Origin of the sequence: Sphingomonas sp. 1F27F7B, from assembly GCF_005503355.1 — a bacterium.
Lineage (GTDB): Bacteria > Pseudomonadota > Alphaproteobacteria > Sphingomonadales > Sphingomonadaceae > Sphingomonas.
In genome coordinates this window covers 79,550-97,152 of sequence record NZ_SCMK01000014.1, presented here as the reverse complement: position 1 = coordinate 97,152, position 17,603 = coordinate 79,550, and the positions used below count along the sequence as shown (strand labels likewise).

General features: G+C 64.9%; 19 protein-coding genes. 15 read left to right on the top strand and 4 right to left on the bottom strand.

The features are described from left to right. Positions 1 to 2 precede the first annotated feature (2 nt). The 8 genes from FFS08_RS14250 (at position 3) to FFS08_RS14215 (ending at position 9,468) form a co-directional block, all read left to right on the top strand. On the top strand, positions 3 to 587 hold the full coding sequence (locus FFS08_RS14250; RefSeq protein ID WP_024310687.1) for a c-type cytochrome: 585 nt from the start codon (positions 3 to 5) through the stop codon (positions 585 to 587). A gap of 25 nt (positions 588 to 612) precedes the next feature. After that, positions 613 to 1,350: a PepSY domain-containing protein gene (locus FFS08_RS14245; RefSeq protein ID WP_017980780.1), complete on the top strand. Its 738-nt coding sequence runs from the start codon at positions 613 to 615 to the stop codon at positions 1,348 to 1,350. Positions 1,351 to 1,483: 133 nt separating this feature from the next. Then, entirely contained in the window at positions 1,484 to 1,876 is a 393-nt protein-coding gene (locus FFS08_RS14240) for a DUF305 domain-containing protein (RefSeq protein ID WP_042469554.1), read from the top strand. A 68-nt stretch (positions 1,877 to 1,944) separates the two neighbouring features. After that, the gene (locus FFS08_RS14235) at positions 1,945 to 2,397 is read left to right on the top strand and encodes a DUF411 domain-containing protein (RefSeq protein ID WP_017980778.1); all 453 of its coding nucleotides are present in this window, start codon (positions 1,945 to 1,947) and stop codon (positions 2,395 to 2,397) included. Between the two features lie 897 nt (positions 2,398 to 3,294). Then, positions 3,295 to 4,512, top strand: coding sequence for a TolC family protein (locus FFS08_RS14230; protein WP_018251210.1), 1,218 nt, complete (start codon positions 3,295 to 3,297; stop codon positions 4,510 to 4,512). Beyond that, complete coding sequence (locus FFS08_RS14225; RefSeq protein WP_061780583.1) at positions 4,509 to 6,008, top strand: efflux RND transporter periplasmic adaptor subunit; 1,500 nt, start codon at positions 4,509 to 4,511, stop codon at positions 6,006 to 6,008. The genes FFS08_RS14230 and FFS08_RS14225 overlap by 4 nt, the downstream gene beginning before the upstream one ends. Next, a complete protein-coding gene (locus tag FFS08_RS14220) occupies positions 6,005 to 9,142 on the top strand; it encodes an efflux RND transporter permease subunit (RefSeq protein WP_018251208.1) in 3,138 nt (1,045 codons plus the stop codon). The genes FFS08_RS14225 and FFS08_RS14220 overlap by 4 nt, the downstream gene beginning before the upstream one ends. Beyond that, complete coding sequence (locus tag FFS08_RS14215; RefSeq protein ID WP_017980774.1) at positions 9,142 to 9,468, top strand: copper-binding protein; 327 nt, start codon at positions 9,142 to 9,144, stop codon at positions 9,466 to 9,468. Before FFS08_RS14220 ends, FFS08_RS14215 begins: the two co-directional genes overlap by 1 nt. Positions 9,469 to 9,489: 21 nt before the next feature. Here the strand turns inward: FFS08_RS14215 and FFS08_RS14210 are convergent, their stop codons facing one another. After that, entirely contained in the window at positions 9,490 to 10,257 is a 768-nt protein-coding gene (locus tag FFS08_RS14210; protein WP_017980773.1) for a glutaredoxin family protein, read from the bottom strand. 63 nt (positions 10,258 to 10,320) lie between these two features. On the opposite strand from FFS08_RS14210, the gene FFS08_RS14205 reads away from it, so the two are divergent. After that, positions 10,321 to 10,725, top strand: coding sequence for a MerR family transcriptional regulator (locus FFS08_RS14205; RefSeq protein ID WP_017980772.1), 405 nt, complete (start codon positions 10,321 to 10,323; stop codon positions 10,723 to 10,725). On the opposite strand, the gene dmeF is transcribed toward FFS08_RS14205, so the two are convergent. The 3 genes from dmeF to FFS08_RS14190 all read right to left on the bottom strand — a co-directional run bounded on the left by dmeF (position 10,722) and on the right by FFS08_RS14190 (position 12,651). Beyond that, positions 10,722 to 11,666 carry a CDF family Co(II)/Ni(II) efflux transporter DmeF gene (dmeF, locus tag FFS08_RS14200; protein WP_017980771.1) on the bottom strand — a complete coding sequence of 315 codons (945 nt, stop codon included), beginning with the start codon at positions 11,664 to 11,666 and terminating at the stop codon, positions 10,722 to 10,724. The two genes, FFS08_RS14205 and dmeF, sit on opposite strands and share 4 nt — an antisense overlap. A 10-nt stretch (positions 11,667 to 11,676) precedes the next feature. Next, the gene (locus FFS08_RS14195) at positions 11,677 to 11,952 is read right to left on the bottom strand and encodes a metal/formaldehyde-sensitive transcriptional repressor (RefSeq protein WP_081609170.1); all 276 of its coding nucleotides are present in this window, start codon (positions 11,950 to 11,952) and stop codon (positions 11,677 to 11,679) included. 219 nt (positions 11,953 to 12,171) lie between these two features. Further along, entirely contained in the window at positions 12,172 to 12,651 is a 480-nt protein-coding gene (locus tag FFS08_RS14190; protein ID WP_064311304.1) for an acyl-ACP desaturase, read from the bottom strand. Positions 12,652 to 12,844: 193 nt separating this feature from the next. Between FFS08_RS14190 and FFS08_RS14185 the strand changes: the two genes are divergently transcribed. From FFS08_RS14185 to FFS08_RS14160, 6 genes are all read left to right on the top strand, one after another. After that, a complete protein-coding gene (locus FFS08_RS14185; protein WP_064311305.1) occupies positions 12,845 to 13,126 on the top strand; it encodes a PepSY domain-containing protein in 282 nt (93 codons plus the stop codon). A 2-nt stretch (positions 13,127 to 13,128) separates the two neighbouring features. Beyond that, on the top strand, positions 13,129 to 13,731 hold the full coding sequence (locus FFS08_RS14180) for a cytochrome b/b6 domain-containing protein (protein ID WP_066489955.1): 603 nt from the start codon (positions 13,129 to 13,131) through the stop codon (positions 13,729 to 13,731). Next, entirely contained in the window at positions 13,712 to 14,398 is a 687-nt protein-coding gene (locus FFS08_RS14175; RefSeq protein WP_064311306.1) for a response regulator, read from the top strand. The genes FFS08_RS14180 and FFS08_RS14175 overlap by 20 nt, the downstream gene beginning before the upstream one ends. A gap of 1 nt (position 14,399) precedes the next feature. Continuing rightward, positions 14,400 to 15,719: a sensor histidine kinase gene (locus FFS08_RS14170; protein WP_231738904.1), complete on the top strand. Its 1,320-nt coding sequence runs from the start codon at positions 14,400 to 14,402 to the stop codon at positions 15,717 to 15,719. 173 nt (positions 15,720 to 15,892) lie between these two features. Further along, positions 15,893 to 16,603 carry a VIT1/CCC1 transporter family protein gene (locus FFS08_RS14165; protein ID WP_066489936.1) on the top strand — a complete coding sequence of 237 codons (711 nt, stop codon included), beginning with the start codon at positions 15,893 to 15,895 and terminating at the stop codon, positions 16,601 to 16,603. Between the two features lie 355 nt (positions 16,604 to 16,958). Continuing rightward, positions 16,959 to 17,603 (top strand): recombinase family protein, encoded by a 645-nt coding sequence (locus FFS08_RS14160; RefSeq protein ID WP_066489937.1) that lies wholly within the window; start codon positions 16,959 to 16,961, stop codon positions 17,601 to 17,603.

Below are 17,603 nucleotides of genomic sequence, written 5' to 3'. Positions count from 1 at the left end.
AGATGGCTCAAGACGGCAGGCGCTCGATAAGGCAGCACTTCCCGAGCCTGCCGTTCGTAGGCGCCCTGGCGATCGTCCTGGCGCTGGGCGCAGCCGCGTTTATCTACCTTGGCGTGTATAACATCGCGGCCGACGAACCGCACACGCCGGCGGTCTATTCAATGCTCGAACGCCTGCGCGATCGGTCGATTGAGGCACGCGCGCGCGGCATAACACCCCCGGCAGATCTGGCATCGGCGCAGCGCGTGTCAGTCGGCGCGGGCCTTTACGGAGAAATGTGTTCCGGTTGCCATCTCGGCCCCGGCGTCGAGAAATCCGAGATGAGCCAGGGCCTCTATCCACAGGCGCCGGAACTCGCGCGCGCTCAAGATCTCACCCCCGCCCAGCAATTCTGGATCATCAAGCACGGGGTGAAGCTCAGCGCCATGCCGGCATGGGGCAAGACGCATCCCGACCCCCTAATTTGGAATATGGTCGCGTTCGTCCGCAAGCTCCCCGGCATGACGCCCGAACAGTATAAGGCACTGGTCGCGAGCGCCCCGGCCGATCACGACGAGATGATGAAGGACATGCCGGGTATGAAGTGACCCCGGCGACGAGGTTGAGGGAGGAGTGGTTCTGAAAAGCGCGAAACTGAGGCTGCATCTACTCGCGAGCCGCACGCACAAATGGCTCGCGATCATCATCGGCGCGCAGCTCCTGCTATGGTTCGCAAGCGGCGCCCTGATGAGCTTCCTGCCGATCGATCGGGTGCATGGCGATCACCTCGTTGACCGCAAAGCCGCGGCGCCCCTTCCCCGCGGCAGCACGTTCGCCCCACCATCGGCGATCGTAGGCGCAGCAGATGCGCCCATCGAGGCCATCACCTATCGCATGTGGCTTGGCCGCCCGGTCGCCGAGGTCGCGACAGCCAAGGGAACGCGCCTGTTCGACGCCGCGACGGGCCAAGCGCTGCCAGCACCAACGGCTCGTGAGGCCGAGGAGATCGCGCGTTTGGCATGGCGTGGCGGTGCTCGACCAGCGGCGAAGGTAGAGCGGATCGAGCGCGCCAGCCCCGAATATCGCGGCACGCTCCCCGCCTGGCGCGTCGCGTTCGCCGACCTCGATTCCACCCGCGTCTTTGTCGCGGCCGACACCGGTCGGATCTCGGCTGTCCGAACCGGCACTTGGCGGCTCTACGACTTCTTCTGGGGCCTTCACATCATGGATTGGACGAATCACGAGAACTTCAACACGCCCTGGCTGCTCGCCTTCGCGATCGGTGGGCTTGCGCTTTGGTTAGGGGGGGCAGTGCTTCTCTACATGCGATGGCCCAAAACGCGGCGTCGCAACATCGTGATCGAGGCATAATATACGCGGCTCAGGAGCGTAGCCCTCGGAAATAAAGTCCTGTTTCCTGACAATTTCTCGCGCGTTCTAGCACCCCGGGTGAGGGATAGCCGCCTCGCACGCGTAGAAGTCTTAGAACCCAGGGAGATCAATAATGCGCTTCGCACCAACATTCGCAGCTTTGGCGCTGCTCGCCACGCCCGCCCTCGCGCAGCAGAGCGGCGGAATGCAGGGCATGAACCACGGTCAGATGGCCGGCATGAACCACGACGACATGGCGGGCATGATGGCCGGCAATCCCTACGGCCAGGCCGAGATGGACATGCATCAGAAGATGATGGCGGCCAAGCAGGGCGACGCGGCCGAAATGTGGACGCGCAAGATGATCGAGCATCACCGAGGCGCCATCGCCATGTCGCGCGTTGCGGTGCGTGACGCGCGCGACGCCGAGACCAAGCGCATGGCGCAGATGACGATCACGAAACAGGAAAAGGATATTGCCGAGCTGCAGGCGTGGCTCAGCAAGCACGGCAAGCGCCCGCAATAAGGGAGCGCTGCCCCGCCCTGTCGATCCCCCTACCCCCCGGCAGGGCGGGGATTTCCTTTTAGGAGCTGATGATGAAGAATGGTGTTCGTGGCGCCGTCGCCGCCTTGCTAATGACCATCCCAGCGGTCGCATCGGCCGCGGCCGACATCGCCATGCACCGCGATCCGGGTTGCGGCTGTTGCGAGAAATGGGCGGCGCAGGTGCGTCAGCAGTTCGGCCGCAAGGTCCAGATCATCGACGATGATCGCCGTGAGGTGCTGCAGCGTAAGATCGGCCTGCCCGCTGACCTCGCGTCCTGCCATACCGCGATCATCGACGGCATGGCGTTTGAGGGACATGTCCCGATCGCGGACATGAAGCGCGCGCTGGCCCAGCATCCTAAAGGCGTGCGCGGCTTGGCCGTGGCCGGAATGCCGATGGGCTCACCGGGCATGGAGGTGCCCGGCATGAGAACCCAGCCCTATGACGTCATTGCGTTCGGTGCCGCTGGCCGGCGTGTCTTTGCTAGCCACGGCGCCTAAACGACAGGTTGTCTTGTGAGCGGCAAATCTTCCCCGGCGCTTCATGCCGGCACTACGGCACCCGGCAAACCACCCGTATTGACCTCGGCGTTGACAATTGGGATAGTATCCGGGTGTTGAAAGCTCGTCTTTCTCTCTTGCTTCTTGTTGGAGCGTTGCTTGGCCTTTTGGGCCAAGGAATTGCGTATGCGGCCGGCCCATCGCTCTCACCCAAGATGGCGATGAGCCATGTCACCCCATCCCGCATGGATTGCGCGGGTATGGCGACCCCGGATCCGTCATCGGAACACCCATGCAAAGGACTGACGCTGGCGTGTATCGCCCAAATGGGATGCGTTGTTCCCATGACGTTTGAGGAGCCGGCAAGAGTGCTGAAGCGCTCGATCGCATCTCAAATCGTTATCTGGCCTGCCAGCCGGGCACTTGCCGGCCTCAACGTCGCTCCCGAGCCCGAACCGCCTACCGTTTGATCGAGTCAAGCCGTGTCAGGCTGCAGCCGTTCGCCGGTTGCGGCTCTGCCGATTTTAAATCTCGATCAAATTGGAAAGTGACATGAAAACGTTCATCTTGGCGGTATTTGCCGCTAGCCTCGCCGCGTCGGCAGCGACGGCGGCCACATCTGAAAATAAAAGCAATGGTCATTGGGAGTGGCGTTCCAATTACCAGCCGGGCCCGCGGGCGCCGCTTCAAGCCCCACGTCGCGTATGGGTTACGGACGTTCCCCAGTCGAGCGCCTGCGTGTGCCCGATGATGGAACGCGGTCGCGACGCCTGCATGTCAATGAAGGGCGGCCAGTCAACTTAAGCTGGCGAGCCTGAACAGGTGCCGGGCTCCGATCAACCATTTGGAGCCCGGCCATCATTATGACATGAAGGGACTAGAGGGATGCGCGCATCCATGATGCTCGCGGTCGCCGCGCTCACGACGAGCGCCGCGCACGCGCAGACACTTACCTATGACCAAGCGCTGCGCGATGCGGTTGCCAACGCCCCGGGAGCGGTTGCCGGTCGCGCGGGGGTCAGCGCCGCCCAAGCCGATGCACGTGCGGCGGGAAGCCTTCCGGACCCCCGTGTGTCGATCGGAATCGAGAATTATCCTGTCTCTGGGCCACCCGCCTTCTCCCTATCCAGAGACGACATGACGATGGGGCGTGTCGGTTTCCAACAGGACCTACCCAACCTTGCCAAGCGTCATGCCGCGCAAGCGCAGGCACGCGCCGTGATCGCAACGGCAGAAGCATCGCAAGCGACCAAGCTCCGGGAGGTGCGATTGGGAGCGGGGCAGGCATGGATCGACCTTGCTTATGCCGAGCGTCGACTAGCTGCCCTCGACACCGTTCTGCTATTCCTTCGATCTCTCCCTTCCGCTGCGCGGGCCGCCGTGACGACCGGTTCGGTCCGCCCTGGTCAGACACTGACGACCGATCAGGAGATCGCGGCACTCGACGACCGCCGCGACGAGTTGATGGCCGCCGTTGCGCGCGCCCGCGCGATGCTGGCTCGCTGGACCGGCGTATCGGCGCCCGAGATTGCCGGCGATATGCCCGCGATCGATCTGGCTCCGGCGCGGCTGCGGGACGCGCTCAGCCTTCACTCCGACATGGTTCTCGCCGAGGCCGGTATTCAGCGCGCCCAGGCCGACGTGGATGCGGCGCGAGCGGAGAAGCGACCCGATTGGGGGGTAGAGGTAGCTTATCAACGCCGTGACCCCCGGTATGGCGACATGGTGTCGGCGGGAGTTTCGATGAGCCTGCCGCTGTTCGCTCGATCGCGTCAGAACCCGCGCATCGAAGCCCGCAAATCCGCACAGGCGCAGGCCGAGGCCGCGCGCGAAGAAACCCGGCGCACATTGGCAGCCGATCTGGAGGCCGCGCTGGCGGACCACCAAATGCATCACAGCCAATGGCAGCGCGCGCGCGACGTGCTCCTTCCGCTCGCTCGGAAGCGAGCCGATCTGGAGATAGCGAGCTACTCTGCCGGTCGCGCGAGTCTTGCGGATGCCATCGAAGCCAAGACCGCGCTCGCCGACGCCGAGCTGACCGTGCTCGACCGTGAGGCGCTCGTCGCCGCAGACTCTGTCCGCCTCACCATTACCTTCGGGAGCGCCGATCGATGAGCGACACTACCATTACCCGCGCCCGCCTTGTCACCGCGGTAAGCGCGCTGGTGCTGGTCGCAGGGGGCGTGGGCTTCGGGCTCGCGAAACTTGGCACGTCCTCGGCTGCCGATCAAACGGCATCCCCAGCCCCGCAGAAGAAGATCCTCTACTGGTATGATCCGATGATCCCGGGGGAGCGGCACGACGGCCCGGGTCTCTCGTCGATGGGGATGAAACTGATCCCCCGCTATGCCGACGAGGGCGCAGGCGGTAGCGCCGCACCGGGCGTAGCGATCGATCCGGCCAGCCTCCAGCGGCTCGGCGCGCGGATCGTCACGGTCGAACGCGGATCGTTGTCAAACTCGGCCTCGGCAACCGGCAGCATCGAGTTCAATGACCGCAACGTTGCGGTCGTGCAGGCACGCAGCGGCGGCTTCGTTCAGCGCGTCTATGCGCGCGCGCCAGGCGATGTCGTGCCGGCAGGCGCCCCGCTCGCCGATATCCTTGTGCCCGAATGGGCGGGCGCGCAGGCGGAGTATCTCGCCGTGCGCCGCACCGGGGATGCCGGGCTCACGCGGGCGGCACGAGAGCGCCTGTTGCTTCTCGGGATGCCCGCCGGATCGATTGCATCGGCGGAGTGGCGCGGCCGACCGCAAGGTGTGACGACGATCAGCACGCCCGTGGGGGGCGTCATCAAGACGCTCGGCGTCCGACAGGGGATGACGGTCGCGCAAGGACAGACACTGGCGGAGGTGAACGGCCTCGCCACCGTGTGGCTGAACGCGGCTGTCCCTGAGGCCCTCGCAGGAAACCTGCGGATCGGCACGCCCGTCATCGCCACGCTGGCGGCTTTCCCGGGCGAAAGCTTCAGGGGCCGCATCGCTGCGATCCTGCCCCAGGCCGAGGCAGCGAGCCGCACGCTCACAATCCGCGTCGAGCTCCCCAACCGTGCCGGCCGGTTGCGCCCCGGTATGTTCGCCAGCGTGGCGCTCGACCAGGGGAGCCGCGATGCACTCCTTGTTCCGAGTGAGGCCGTGATCCGGACCGGCCGGCGCACACTCGTCATGTTGGCAGGGCCGGGTGGACGCTTTCGACCCGCCGAGGTTCGCACTGGCGCAGAAGGCGGCGGCAAAACCGAGATAGTCGCCGGCCTGACCGAGGGTGAGAAGGTTGTCGCGTCGGGCCAGTTCCTGATCGACTCCGAAGCGAGCCTCGCTGGCCTCGATGCGCGTCCGATTGGTGTCGAAGCGTCACCCGCAACAAAGCCGGCCGTGAAACCCACCGCGTCGATCTACGAGACGGTCGGCAGCATCGAGGCGATCGATCGCAGTTCCGTCACCCTGTCCCATCAGCCCGTTCCGGCGATCGGCTGGCCGGCCATGACAATGACGTTCCGCGTCGCCGATCCCGCGTTGGTGCGTGGGTATCGCAAGGGTGAGCGGGTGCGGTTCGGCTTTGATCAACCCGCCGATGGTCCAACGCTGCGCCGCATGACGCGCGAGGCTGGGCGATGATTGCCGCGATCATCCGCTGGTCGGTCGCGAACCGCTTCCTCGTCGTCCTGGCGGCCATCGCGCTCGCCATGGCCGGGGTGTTCGCAATGCGTGCCACCCCCGTCGATGCGCTCCCCGACCTGTCCGACACGCAGGTCATCATCCGCACGAGCTGGCCGGGCCAAGCCCCGCAGATCGTCGAGAACCAGGTGACGTATCCGCTCACCACGACGATGCTGTCCGTGCCTGGCGCGAAAACCGTGCGCGGCTATTCGTTCTTCGGCGACAGCTACGTCTATGTCCTCTTCGAGGATGGGACCGACCTCTATTGGGCGCGCTCACGCGTGCTGGAGTATCTGAGCCAGGTGCAGGGACGGCTTCCCCAAGGCGCGCAGGCCGCGCTGGGTCCTGATGCGACGGGGGTCGGCTGGGTCTATGAATACACGCTGTTGGACCGCACCGGCCGCCGTGACCTGTCGCAGCTCCGATCCTTGCAGGACTGGTTCCTACGTTATGAACTGAAAACGCTGCCCGGCGTTGCGGAGGTGGCGAGCATCGGCGGAATGGTGAAGCAATATCAGGTGCTGCTCGACCCGACGCGGCTCGCCGCATTCGGTGTCACGCACACTCAGGCCGTCGATGCCATTCGCCGCGCCAATCAGGAGGCCGGCGGGTCCGTCCTCGAGCTGGGCGAAGCCGAATATATGGTGCGCGCGTCAGGTTACTTGCGCACCGTCGACGATTTCCGCGCGATCCCGCTCAAGGTCGCCGGTGCCGGCGTCCCCGTTACCTTGGGCGACGTCGCGTCGATCCAGATCGGCCCCGAGATGCGCCGCGGCATCGCCGAGCTGAACGGCGAAGGCGAGGTCGCGGGCGGAGTCGTCATCCTGCGTCAGGGCAAGAATGCACGGCAGACGATCGAAGCCGTCAAGGCCAAGCTCGCGGAACTGAAAGCGAGCCTTCCCCCCGGCGTCGAGATCGTCACCACCTATGACCGCTCGCAATTGATCGACCGCGCGGTGGAGAATTTGACGGGCAAGCTGATCGAGGAGTTCGTCGTCGTCGCGATCATCTGCGGGTTGTTTCTGTGGCATGTCCGGTCTGCGCTGGTCGCGATCGTCACCTTGCCTCTGGGGGTGCTCGCGGCCTTGCTCGTCATGCGTGTGCAGGGGGTGAACGCCAACATCATGTCTTTGGGCGGTATCGCCATCGCGATCGGCGCGATGGTCGATGCCGCGATCGTGATGATCGAGAACGCGCACAAGCGGATCGAGCGATGGGAACACGACCATCCGGGCGTGGCGCTGGCGGGCGAGGAACGCTGGCGCGTCATCACCGAGGCCGCGGCCGAGGTCGGGCCGGCGCTGTTCTTCAGCCTCGTCATCATCACGCTGTCGTTCGTGCCGGTGTTCACGCTCGAAGCGCAGGAGGGACGGCTGTTCGCCCCGCTCGCCTTCACCAAGAGCTATGCGATGGCGGCAGCGGCGATCCTGTCGGTAACGCTCGTGCCGGTCCTGATGGGATGGCTGATCCGGGGACGCATTCCGGCCGAGAACGACAACATTATCAACCGCGTGCTCACCCGTGCCTATCGCCCGGCGCTCGACCGCGTGTTGGCGCGGCCTTGGGCGGCGATCGGCATCGCCGCCCTGGTACTGGCGACGACGGCATGGCCGCTGACCCGATTGGGTGGCGAGTTCATCCCGACGATGGATGAGGGCGATCTGCTCTACATGCCGTCCGCGCTTCCCGGCCTTTCGGCCGCGAGCGCCTCGGCCCTGCTCCAGCGCACAGACCGGCTGATAAAAACCGTTCCCGAGGTCAAAACCGTGTTCGGCAAAGCCGGGCGCGCCGAGACCGCGACCGACCCGGCACCGCTCGAGATGTTCGAGACGACCATCCAATTCAAGCCGCGCGATCAATGGCGCGCGGGGATGACGCCGGCAAAGCTGGTGGAGGAGCTGGACCGCACAGTGCGCGTGCCCGGCCTCACGAACGTATGGGTGCCTCCGATCCGCAATCGGATCGATATGCTCGCGACCGGCATCAAGAGTCCCATCGGGGTGAAAGTGTCGGGGTCCAACCTCTCCGAGCTGGACCGCATCGCCGGCAGCATCGAACGTGTCGCCAGGACCGTGCCGGGCGTCAGCTCGGCATTGGCAGAACGGTTGACCGGAGGCCGCTATGTCGATGTCGATATCGATCGGGTGACCGCGGGGCGCTACGGTCTCAACATCGCCGATGTGCAGGAGATTGTGTCCGGCGCGATCGGCGGCGAGACGATCGGCCAGACGGTGGAGGGCCTTGCCCGCTACCCGATCAGCGTCCGCTACCCCCGCGAGCTGCGTGACAGTCTGGAGGGACTGCGAACTCTCCCAATCGTCACCGCATCGGGTCAGCAGATCACACTCGGCACCGTCGCATCCGTGTCGATCGCGGAAGGTCCACCGATGCTCAAGACGGAAAATGGTCGACTCTCGACATGGGTCTATGTCGACGTGCGCGGGCGCGACCTGGCCTCCACGGTCGCCGATCTGCGCCGTGCTGTTGGCAAAGATGTTCGGCTCAGCCCCGGCGTCTCGATCGCCTATTCCGGACAATTCGAGTATCTGCAGCGTGCCGAGGCTCGGTTGATGCTCGTCGTGCCGGCGACACTCGCGATCATCTTCCTTCTCCTCTACCTTACCTTCGGTCGCCTCGACGAGGCGGCGCTTATCATGGGCACACTGCCCTTCGCGCTGACCGGCGGCATCTGGACATTATGGCTGCTCGGCTATGCGCAATCGGTCGCCACAGGTGTCGGGTTCATCGCGCTCGCCGGCGTGTCGGCGGAGTTCGGCGTCGTCATGCTGATCTACCTGAAACACGCATTGGCCGAGCGCGGGCCGTCACCGTCGGGCGAGCAAGTATCGGAAGCGATCAGGGAGGGCGCGCTGTTGCGGGTACGTCCCAAGGCGATGACCGTCGCTGTCATCGTCGCCGGGCTGTTCCCCGTGCTGATCGGGCATGGCGCCGGATCGGAGGTGATGAGCCGGATCGCCGCGCCGATGATCGGTGGAATGCTGACCGCCCCTTTCCTCTCCATGTTCATCCTGCCAGCCGCCTACTTGCTCTTGCGGCGGCGAGCTTCAACCCGCCCCGAAAGGAAGATCTGATGAAAGCCACTTTCTCCATGCGCGCCGCATTCATGCTACTAGTCACGCCGATCGCAGCGAGCGCTCTTGCTCAAGGCAGCAGGCCGGCTGCATCGGCTGTAAAATCCGGCAGCGGATCGGGGACGATCACTGCCGTCGACGCGAAAGGTGGAACCGTAACCATCAAGCACGGCCCGATCCCGACGATCGGCTGGCCCGCAATGACGATGACCTTCCGGGCATCCCCCCCGACCCTGCTCAAGGGACTGCGGTCGGGGCAGCGGGTCGCATTCACCGCCAAGGCGAAGGGTATGACGGCAGAAGTTACGGCGATCAGCCCGCATTGACGACGCGTGCCGACCTTCGCGTCAGTGCGCCATCGCCAGCACGGGCGGCGCAGCGATCATCCACAGCGCCATCGCGACCATCATCAGGTTTTCGGTGAGCGAGATGAAGCCGAGCGGCACGTTGCTGTCCCCGCCCACGCACGCGCATTTCAGCTCACGCTTGTCGATGTAGACGGCCTTGAACACCGACACCGCGCCGATCGTACCGATAACGAGCGCGACGGGCACCGACAGCCAGGTCAACGCGCCGGCTGCCATCAGGACGCCCGCCGCTCCTTCCGCGTAGGGATAGACATAGGAATAGGGCACCCAGCGCTTCGCGAGCAGATCGTAGTTGAGGAACATGCTCGAGAAGCTCTCGACGTTCTGGAGCTTGAGCATCGCCAGAGCGCACATCGAGAACGCGATGAACCATTCACCCGCCCGCACCGTGAAGGGCGTGCCGAGTACCGCATAGCTGGCGGCGAGCGCCATCAGCGCCGTCATCGCGAACACGGCAATCACCGGGCGATAGGTGACGGCCTTGGGGTCGCGGACCATCTTGCCGAAGAAGCGGCGCAGATCGTCATAGCCGCCGACCCGCTCCCCGGCGATAAAGATCTGCGGGGTCGTCTTGACGCCGTGCTTCGCCTTGAAAGCGTCGGTTTCTTCCCGCGTCATCAGCCAATGGTCATCGACCGCATAGCCTTCCCGGCGCAGAAGATCCTTCGCCTTCAGCCCGAAAGGGCAGGTATGTTCCGGCATCACCATCCGGTAGATCGTCGCCTGTTTGGCGGGGGCGCTCGCCATGCCGCTTCTCCAATATCCTCGCCCCGCCTATATAGGGTCCGTACCATAGTACGGAGTCAAGGCATGACCGGCATGACGATCGCGGCGCTCGCGCGCGAGGGCGGCGTCGGCGTCGAAACGGTGCGCTACTATCAGCGTCGCGGTTTGCTGGACGAGCCAGACCGGCCGACCGGGGCTGGCGCCGGAGGCGGCATCCGGCGCTACGGCACCGATGACGCCCGCCGCCTTCGCTTCATCCGCTCGGCGCAGGCAGCCGGTTTCACGCTCGAGCAGATCGGTGAGCTTCTGGCGCTGGATGCGACCGACGATCGCGCCCGCGCGCGCCAGCTCGCGGGCGAGCGCATTGCCGAACTGGATGCGAAGATCGAGGAGCTTGAGCGGGTGCGCGCCTCGCTTCGCCGGCTCGCACATGAATGCGGGTCAGGAGCGGAGGGACCATGCCCGATCCTGACCGCCTTCGAGGGCTAGCGGCACTCGACGGTCAGGTGCGCGATTTCATGAACCGGTGCGAGGCGGGCGCGGATATCGTCGCCGGTCACGCCCTGCCCGCCTACGACGCTGACGATCGCGGCGTGGGCTTCCGGACCGACGCGCCAGACATGAAGATCGGTGATACGCGCGTCGCCTGGCGCCTCGACCAACTCGCGCACTTCCTCCTCTACATGATGATCGGTCGCATCGAGCAACACGGACGCCGTGTCGCGCATCAGCGTCCATGACCAGCGCGCGATGACGATCGCACCGACGATGCCCATCACCGGATCCATCCAGACCCAGCCGAGATAGCGGCCCGCCAGCAGCGCGGCGATGGCGAGAACCGAGGTGAGCGCGTCGGCCAGGACATGGACATAGGCGGAGCGCATGTTGTTGTCACCGCCATGCGCGCCGTGCGCATGCCCGTGCCCGTGATGGTGGTCATGCCCGTGATGATGGTCGTGCCCGTGATGGTGCCCGCCCGAGAGCAGGAAGGCGCAGGCGATGTTCACGCCCAGACCGACCACCGCGATGAGCGTCGCTTCCCCGAATGCGACCGTGATCGGCTGAAACAGGCGAAGGATGGACTCGACACCGATCCCGAGCGCGATCAGGCCCAGCACCATCGCCGACGCGAACCCGGCCAGGTCGCCGACCTTGCCCGTGCCGAAGCTATAGGCCCGGCTGGAGGCATGGCGCTTGGCATAGGCGTAAGCGGCCGCGGCGACCCCGAGCGCGCCCGCGTGTGTCGCCATGTGAAAGCCATCGGCGAGCAGCGCCATCGAGCCGGTCAGATAACCGGCGATGATCTCCACCACCATCATCCCGGCGGTAAGCGCCACGACCCACAGGGTCCGGCGGGCATTGTCGTCGTGCGCCGCGCCCAGGAATACATGGTCGTGCGTGAAGGCGTCGATTTCGGGCAAAGCCGCCATGAAAAGCGTCCTATTTGGCGTAGCGGCGGATCACCGCCAGCAGTTCTTCGGCACCTGCCGCCCGCTCGGCATCATCGAGGCCGGGCCGCGACACATGCGCTTCGAGGTGTTCGGCGATAATCTCGTCCATGAGGCCATTCACCGCCCCGCGCACGGCGGCAACCAGATGGAGCACGTCGGAACACGACGAGTCCGATTGAAGTGCTCGCTCGACCGCGCCGACTTGTCCGGCGATGCGACGAACGCGGGCGACCAGATCGACATTGGTTTGAGACAAATGTGACATAGGATACCCCCCTAGCCTATAGGCCAGTAAACAGCAAGTCGGTGTCAAAACCGTCCGTGGCTGTTGAAAATCTCGCGTTCGAATTGATGTTGCGCGATTAGGGCACTGAGCGCTCTTTCAGGCCCCATCCGGCGGGCGTGTGTTAAAAACCTATCGAACGATCCCGATTTGATGCGCCGGCCCGCCGGGGGGATGGCCGGGCCGGCGCCTGCAGCTGGCTTAGCGACGGGGGAGCTTTGCCAGGGCAGCCTTGTAAGCCGCGTAATGCGTGCCTTCGTCGACCGCGATCTGGCGGAACATCTGCGCTACCTTCTTGTCGCCGGCCGCTTCCGCCTCCTTGGCGAAATTCACGTACATCGTGACATTCTCGTAGTGCTCGCCCCTCATGGCATCTTCGAGGTTCACATTGTTGCTGCTGCCGAGCCGCAGCGCCTGCGCTTCGCGATCGAAGTGCTCGTTGGCCTCGACGTTGGCCGATGCGCGGAAGAGCTTGGCGAGTTCGGGCTTTCCCGCCGCCTGCGCCTGGTCGGCGTACCGCAGATACTTCAGGTTGGCATAAGCCTCCCCGTGCATCGCGGCTTCGAGGTTCGCCCGCGTGCTGGCGGCTAGCGGGCGGGTCGGCGCCGACGGCGCGGCGGTCACGCTGACGGCGAAAATGGTCGCGGCACCGGCGGCAGCGACGATCAGGGACTTCATCATGGTCGATACTCCATTGCCGCCGGAAGTGCGGCTGCCCCGCTATCGACCTCGGTCCTGACGACGACCTGACAGGTCCGCGGCAACCGCATTTTCGAGCCGTCGGAAAAACGCGCTGTGCCGTCAGGTTTCGGTCAGGCGGTGCTGCGATCTCCCGGTCATCGAGGCTATCCCGCCTCTGACAGGAGCTCGTTCGATGATCCGATTTGCCCCCTTGAAGGTCGCAGCCTTTCTCGCCGTCGTCGCAGCTGCGCCGATGGCGATGGCGTCGCCCGTCTGCACCAAGGCGCCCCAGGCCAAATGGATGACGCCGGCACAAATGAAAGGCCGCGTCGCCAAGATGGGCTATCGCGACATCAAGGTCTTTCAGGTGTCCGGCAGCTGCTACGAAATCTACGCCCACACCAAGGACGGCAAGCGCGCCGAGGTCTATTTCAACCCGGTGAACGGCGCGGTCGTTCAGAACAACGTCGACTGACGATGAGCCACGTCGCTCCAGCGGCTCCTTCCCGAGACCCTGCTCGCAACCGCGGCAGGGTCAAGGTCTGGGACCCGATCGTCCGCATCTTTCACTGGACCGTGGCAGGAGGTGTCATCGCCAACCTGACGTTCCTTCGGCATGAGGAGACGCCGCATATCTATGTCGGCTACGTTGTCGTCACGGCGCTGGCGATCCGGCTGATCTGGGGTGTTATCGGCCGCCGTCACGCGCGGTTCGCCAGCTTCGTGCCAGGCCCGTTCGTGTTGCTGCGCTATTTTCGCGCGATGGCTGCCCGGCGCGAGCCGCGCTACATCGGGCACAACCCGGCCGGAGGCGCAATGATCGTCGTCCTCCTTGTCCTGCTGGCGACGGTGGGGACCAGCGGATGGATGATGGGACTCGACCAATTCTGGGGTGTGAACTGGGTCGAGACGTTGCACGAAACCGCCGCCAATGTTCTGATCGGCGCGGTAGCCCTGCATGTCATCGGTGCGATCGTCGAGAGCGTGCGGCACCGGGAAAACCTGCCGCTGGCGATGGTCACTGGCTACAAACGTGCACCAACGGGGACCGACATCGACCATGCGCCTGCTGCTGATTGAAGACAACTCCCGGCTCGGCAGCCTGGTTCGGGACGGCCTGATCCCGCAGGGTTTCGCGGTCGATTGGGTCGAGACCGTCGAGGACGCCGAGCTGGCGATGACGGTGGCGACATATGACCTGCTACTGGTCGACCTTGGCTTACCCGATGGAGACGGCTTGGACATCGTCCGCCGTTCCCGCCGGGACAAGAATGCGACGCCGATCCTTGTCCTGACCGCGCGAGGTGGCCTCGACGACCGCGTCACCGGACTCGACGCGGGCGCCGACGACTATCTGGTGAAGCCGTTCCAGATTCCCGAGCTCGCGGCGCGGTGTCGTGCCCTGCTGCGACGACCCGGGGCGTCGCTCGGCACCCAGCTCGCCGCGGGCAACGTCGTGCTCGATTGTGCCTCACGGTCGGCCGAGGTGGGCGGCGTCGCGATCGACGCGACGCCGCGTGAAATCAACCTGCTCGAAGTTCTGCTCCGCCGCGCCGGACACGTCGTCGCCAAGCCGGCGCTCGAGAATACGCTATATGCGATGGACGCCGAGGTAACGCCCAATGCGTTGGAAGCGGCAGTATCGCGGCTGCGCAAGCGCCTGACCGCCGCCGGCGCGGACGTGCAGGTCCGCACCGTGCACGGCGTCGGCTATGCGCTGTTCGCGCCGAGCGTATCTGGTGAATAAGATGGACGCGGTTCGGCCAAGGCGACGCCCCCCTACGCTGTTCCGACAGATTGCGGCGCGTCTGGCGGCGTTCACGCTGCTGTTCGCAGCACTCGACGTCGGGATCGTCGTGTTCACCTACAGTCGCCAGCCCGAATCGCTCGCGCAGGAATTGCTGACGCTTGAAGCGACGAAGGCTCAGGCAGGCGGCGTGCTGTCGCCCGACCTGCTAACCGGACCGCCGGGGGCCGAATCCTGGTCCGCGCGCTATGTCGAACCGGGATCACCCGAACTCCGGCGGGTAGGGGAAACCGGGATCGACGGCGCGTCAACCCTGGTCGACTGGACGCGGCGCGAACAGACTCCTCGCGGCTATCGGATATCGGGCGTTCGCGCGATCGATCGCGGCGAGGAGCGGCGATGGCTGGCGATGCAGTTCGAGGGCGACGGCATCCGCCCCTATGTGCCGGTGATCGTGAACGAGATCATTCAGCACGTGATGCTGCCGCTGATCCCGTTGTCGCTGTTGCTGTTGCTGTTCAACGTCTTCGCCGTCCGCCGGGTGCTCCAACCGCTTCGCCATGCCGAGCGCGAAGTGGACGCGCTGGAACCCGACAACACCCTGCTTCGCCTTTCGGAGCCGAGTGAGCCGCGAGAGGTCAACACGCTCGTCAGTGCCGTCAATCGGGCGCTCGGTCGGCTCGATGCAGCGATGGCGACTCTGCGGGAGTTCACTGCCAACGCCGCACATGAGCTGCGCACACCGTTGTCGATCATGCAGCTATCGCTCGATCGGCTCCCCGCAGGCAAGCAACGGGACGAACTGCAGGCCGATGCGCGGCACCTGACCCGTCTCGTCGAACAGATGCTCGATCTCGCCCAAGCCGACGCGCTGGCCGTCGATGGCCACGTTGCCATCGATATCGCCGACATCGGCCGGGACGTCGTGGCCGCGATGGCGCCAAAGGTGTTCGCGGCGCAGCGTGATCTACGTTTCGAGAGCTTCGGCGACACCGCGGCGATCGGGCACCCGGAAGCGATCTTCCGCATCTATCGCAACCTGATCGACAATGCGCTGTCACACGCGCCCGGCGTCACGCCCATCGACGTAAGCGCGGGACCCGGTCCACAGCTGACGGTCCGTGACTACGGGCCGGGGATTGCAGAGGTCGATCTTCCGCACGTGTTTGACCGCTTCTGGCGCAAGGATCGCCGCAGCTCTACCGGAGCGGGCCTAGGCCTTGGCATCGTGCAACGGTTGACCGAAGCGCATGGTGGAACGGTCAGCGTCGAAAACGCGACAGGCGGGGGTGCTTCGTTTCGCGTCCGACTCGAAGTCTAGCCTTGAAATTACGGGAGCCATCGCTTTCGTCAGCTGTTCGTCAGGCCCGTGCCGCAACGCACCTGGCGTAGCTACATCGCTCCATCATCCCTGCACTGCTGTCCGGAGCCAAATACAATCCAATTCCCGCCCACTCGGCGGCTCACCGAGTTCGACATACTTTAGGATAGCCAATGACGACCGACGCCATCGATCACGCGCCAGGAGAACATCATCTCGTCCACCGTACAGGCTGGCTTCGCGCAGCGGTGCTCGGTGCCAACGACGGAATCATTTCTGTTTCAAGCCTGATCGTCGGTGTCGCAGCCGCGCCAGGCTCGACTGCGAGCACAGTCCTTGTTGCGGGGGTAGCAGCATTGGTCGGGGGTGCACTGGCGATGGCGGCGGGCGAATATGTTTCGGTCAGTTCGCAGGCGGATACCGAGAAAGCTGACCTTGCGCGAGAATCGGCCGAGTTGGAACGTTCGCCCGTGACCGAAACGCGGGAACTGGCCGCAATCTATGAAGGGCGTGGCGTCGAGCCGTCGCTAGCGATTCAGTTGGCCGAACAGATGATGGCACATGACGCTCTGGGAGCGCATCGCCGTGATGAGCTTGGCCTTGCTGACGACGGCGCATCGCAGCCGATGCAGGCCGCGGTATCCTCGGCCTTGGCATTTGCCGCCGGCGCGATCCTACCCGTGATCGCTGCATTAGCACCGCGTAGCGCTGTGCTTTATGCGGTGCCAGCAACGGCATTGGTGCTGCTTGGCGTGCTGGGTGCGCTTGGAGCGAAGGCGGGCGGCGCCCCGATCGGGCGCGCCATAATCCGGGTGGTTTTACTGGGTGTCCTTGCGATGGGGATGACGGCCCTTATTGGGGCTTTCACCGGGACGGTGGTTTAAAAGCTTTTCGTTGTGCGCGGCGATGCGACACTAGTCGGCACCGCTACGTCCCAAAAACGAGTAAGCAAACGCATCGCCACCCACGCCTATGGTCAGCCCCCCCCCCCTTTCGCAAAGCTGATCGTATCCGGCACCACGCTAATTTGTTGCCGAAGTTTCCCGAAGCCTCCATCGTAACTGTCTTTAGCCGTGAAGCGACCGGGCACTCACAGCGCACACCAACCGCCAGAAAAACGACCGGTTTTCTGGCGATTGCTGTTTTTGCCTCGTCCCCCCTGCCTTGTGGTCGGGATACCCGTTGCGGAAACCACCAGCACATTGCAGGGTGTCAGATATCTTTTCTGGCGGGGTGGCGATGCTCATCGGATATGTGAGGGTGTCCAAGGCTGACGGATCGCAGACGCTAGCACTGCAGCGCGATGCGCTGCTCGCCGCAGGCGTCGATGCCTTGCGCATTTATGAGGATCTCGCGTCGGGTCGTCATGATGCACGTCCCGGCCTGACTGCCTGTCTCAAGGCATTGCAGCCCGGCAATACACTGGTGCTCTGGAAACTGGATCGCCTCGGACGCGACCTGAGGCATTTGGTCATCACCGCCGAGGCGCTGCGTGAGCGCGGTATTGGGTTGAAGGTGCTGACCGGCGCCGGCGCGCAGATTGACACCACCACCGCCAACGGCCGCCTGGCCTTTGGCATCTTCGCCGCTTTTGCAGAGTTCGAGCGCGAGTTGATCGCCGAGCGCACACAGGCCGGCCTTGCCGCGGCACGCGCGCGGGGGCGCATGGGAGGGCGACCCCGCAAGATGGACAAGGCAACGCTGGCGATGGCGATGGCCGCCATGTCCGATCGCAACGCGATCGCAGCCGATGTCGCGCGCCGTCTCGGGATGACGACGACGACACTCTATATGTACGTGAACGGTGACGGCACGCCCAAGGCACCGGGCCAGGCACTGCTCGACGGTGTGCCATACCGCAAAGAACGGCTGCAAGCCGCGTGA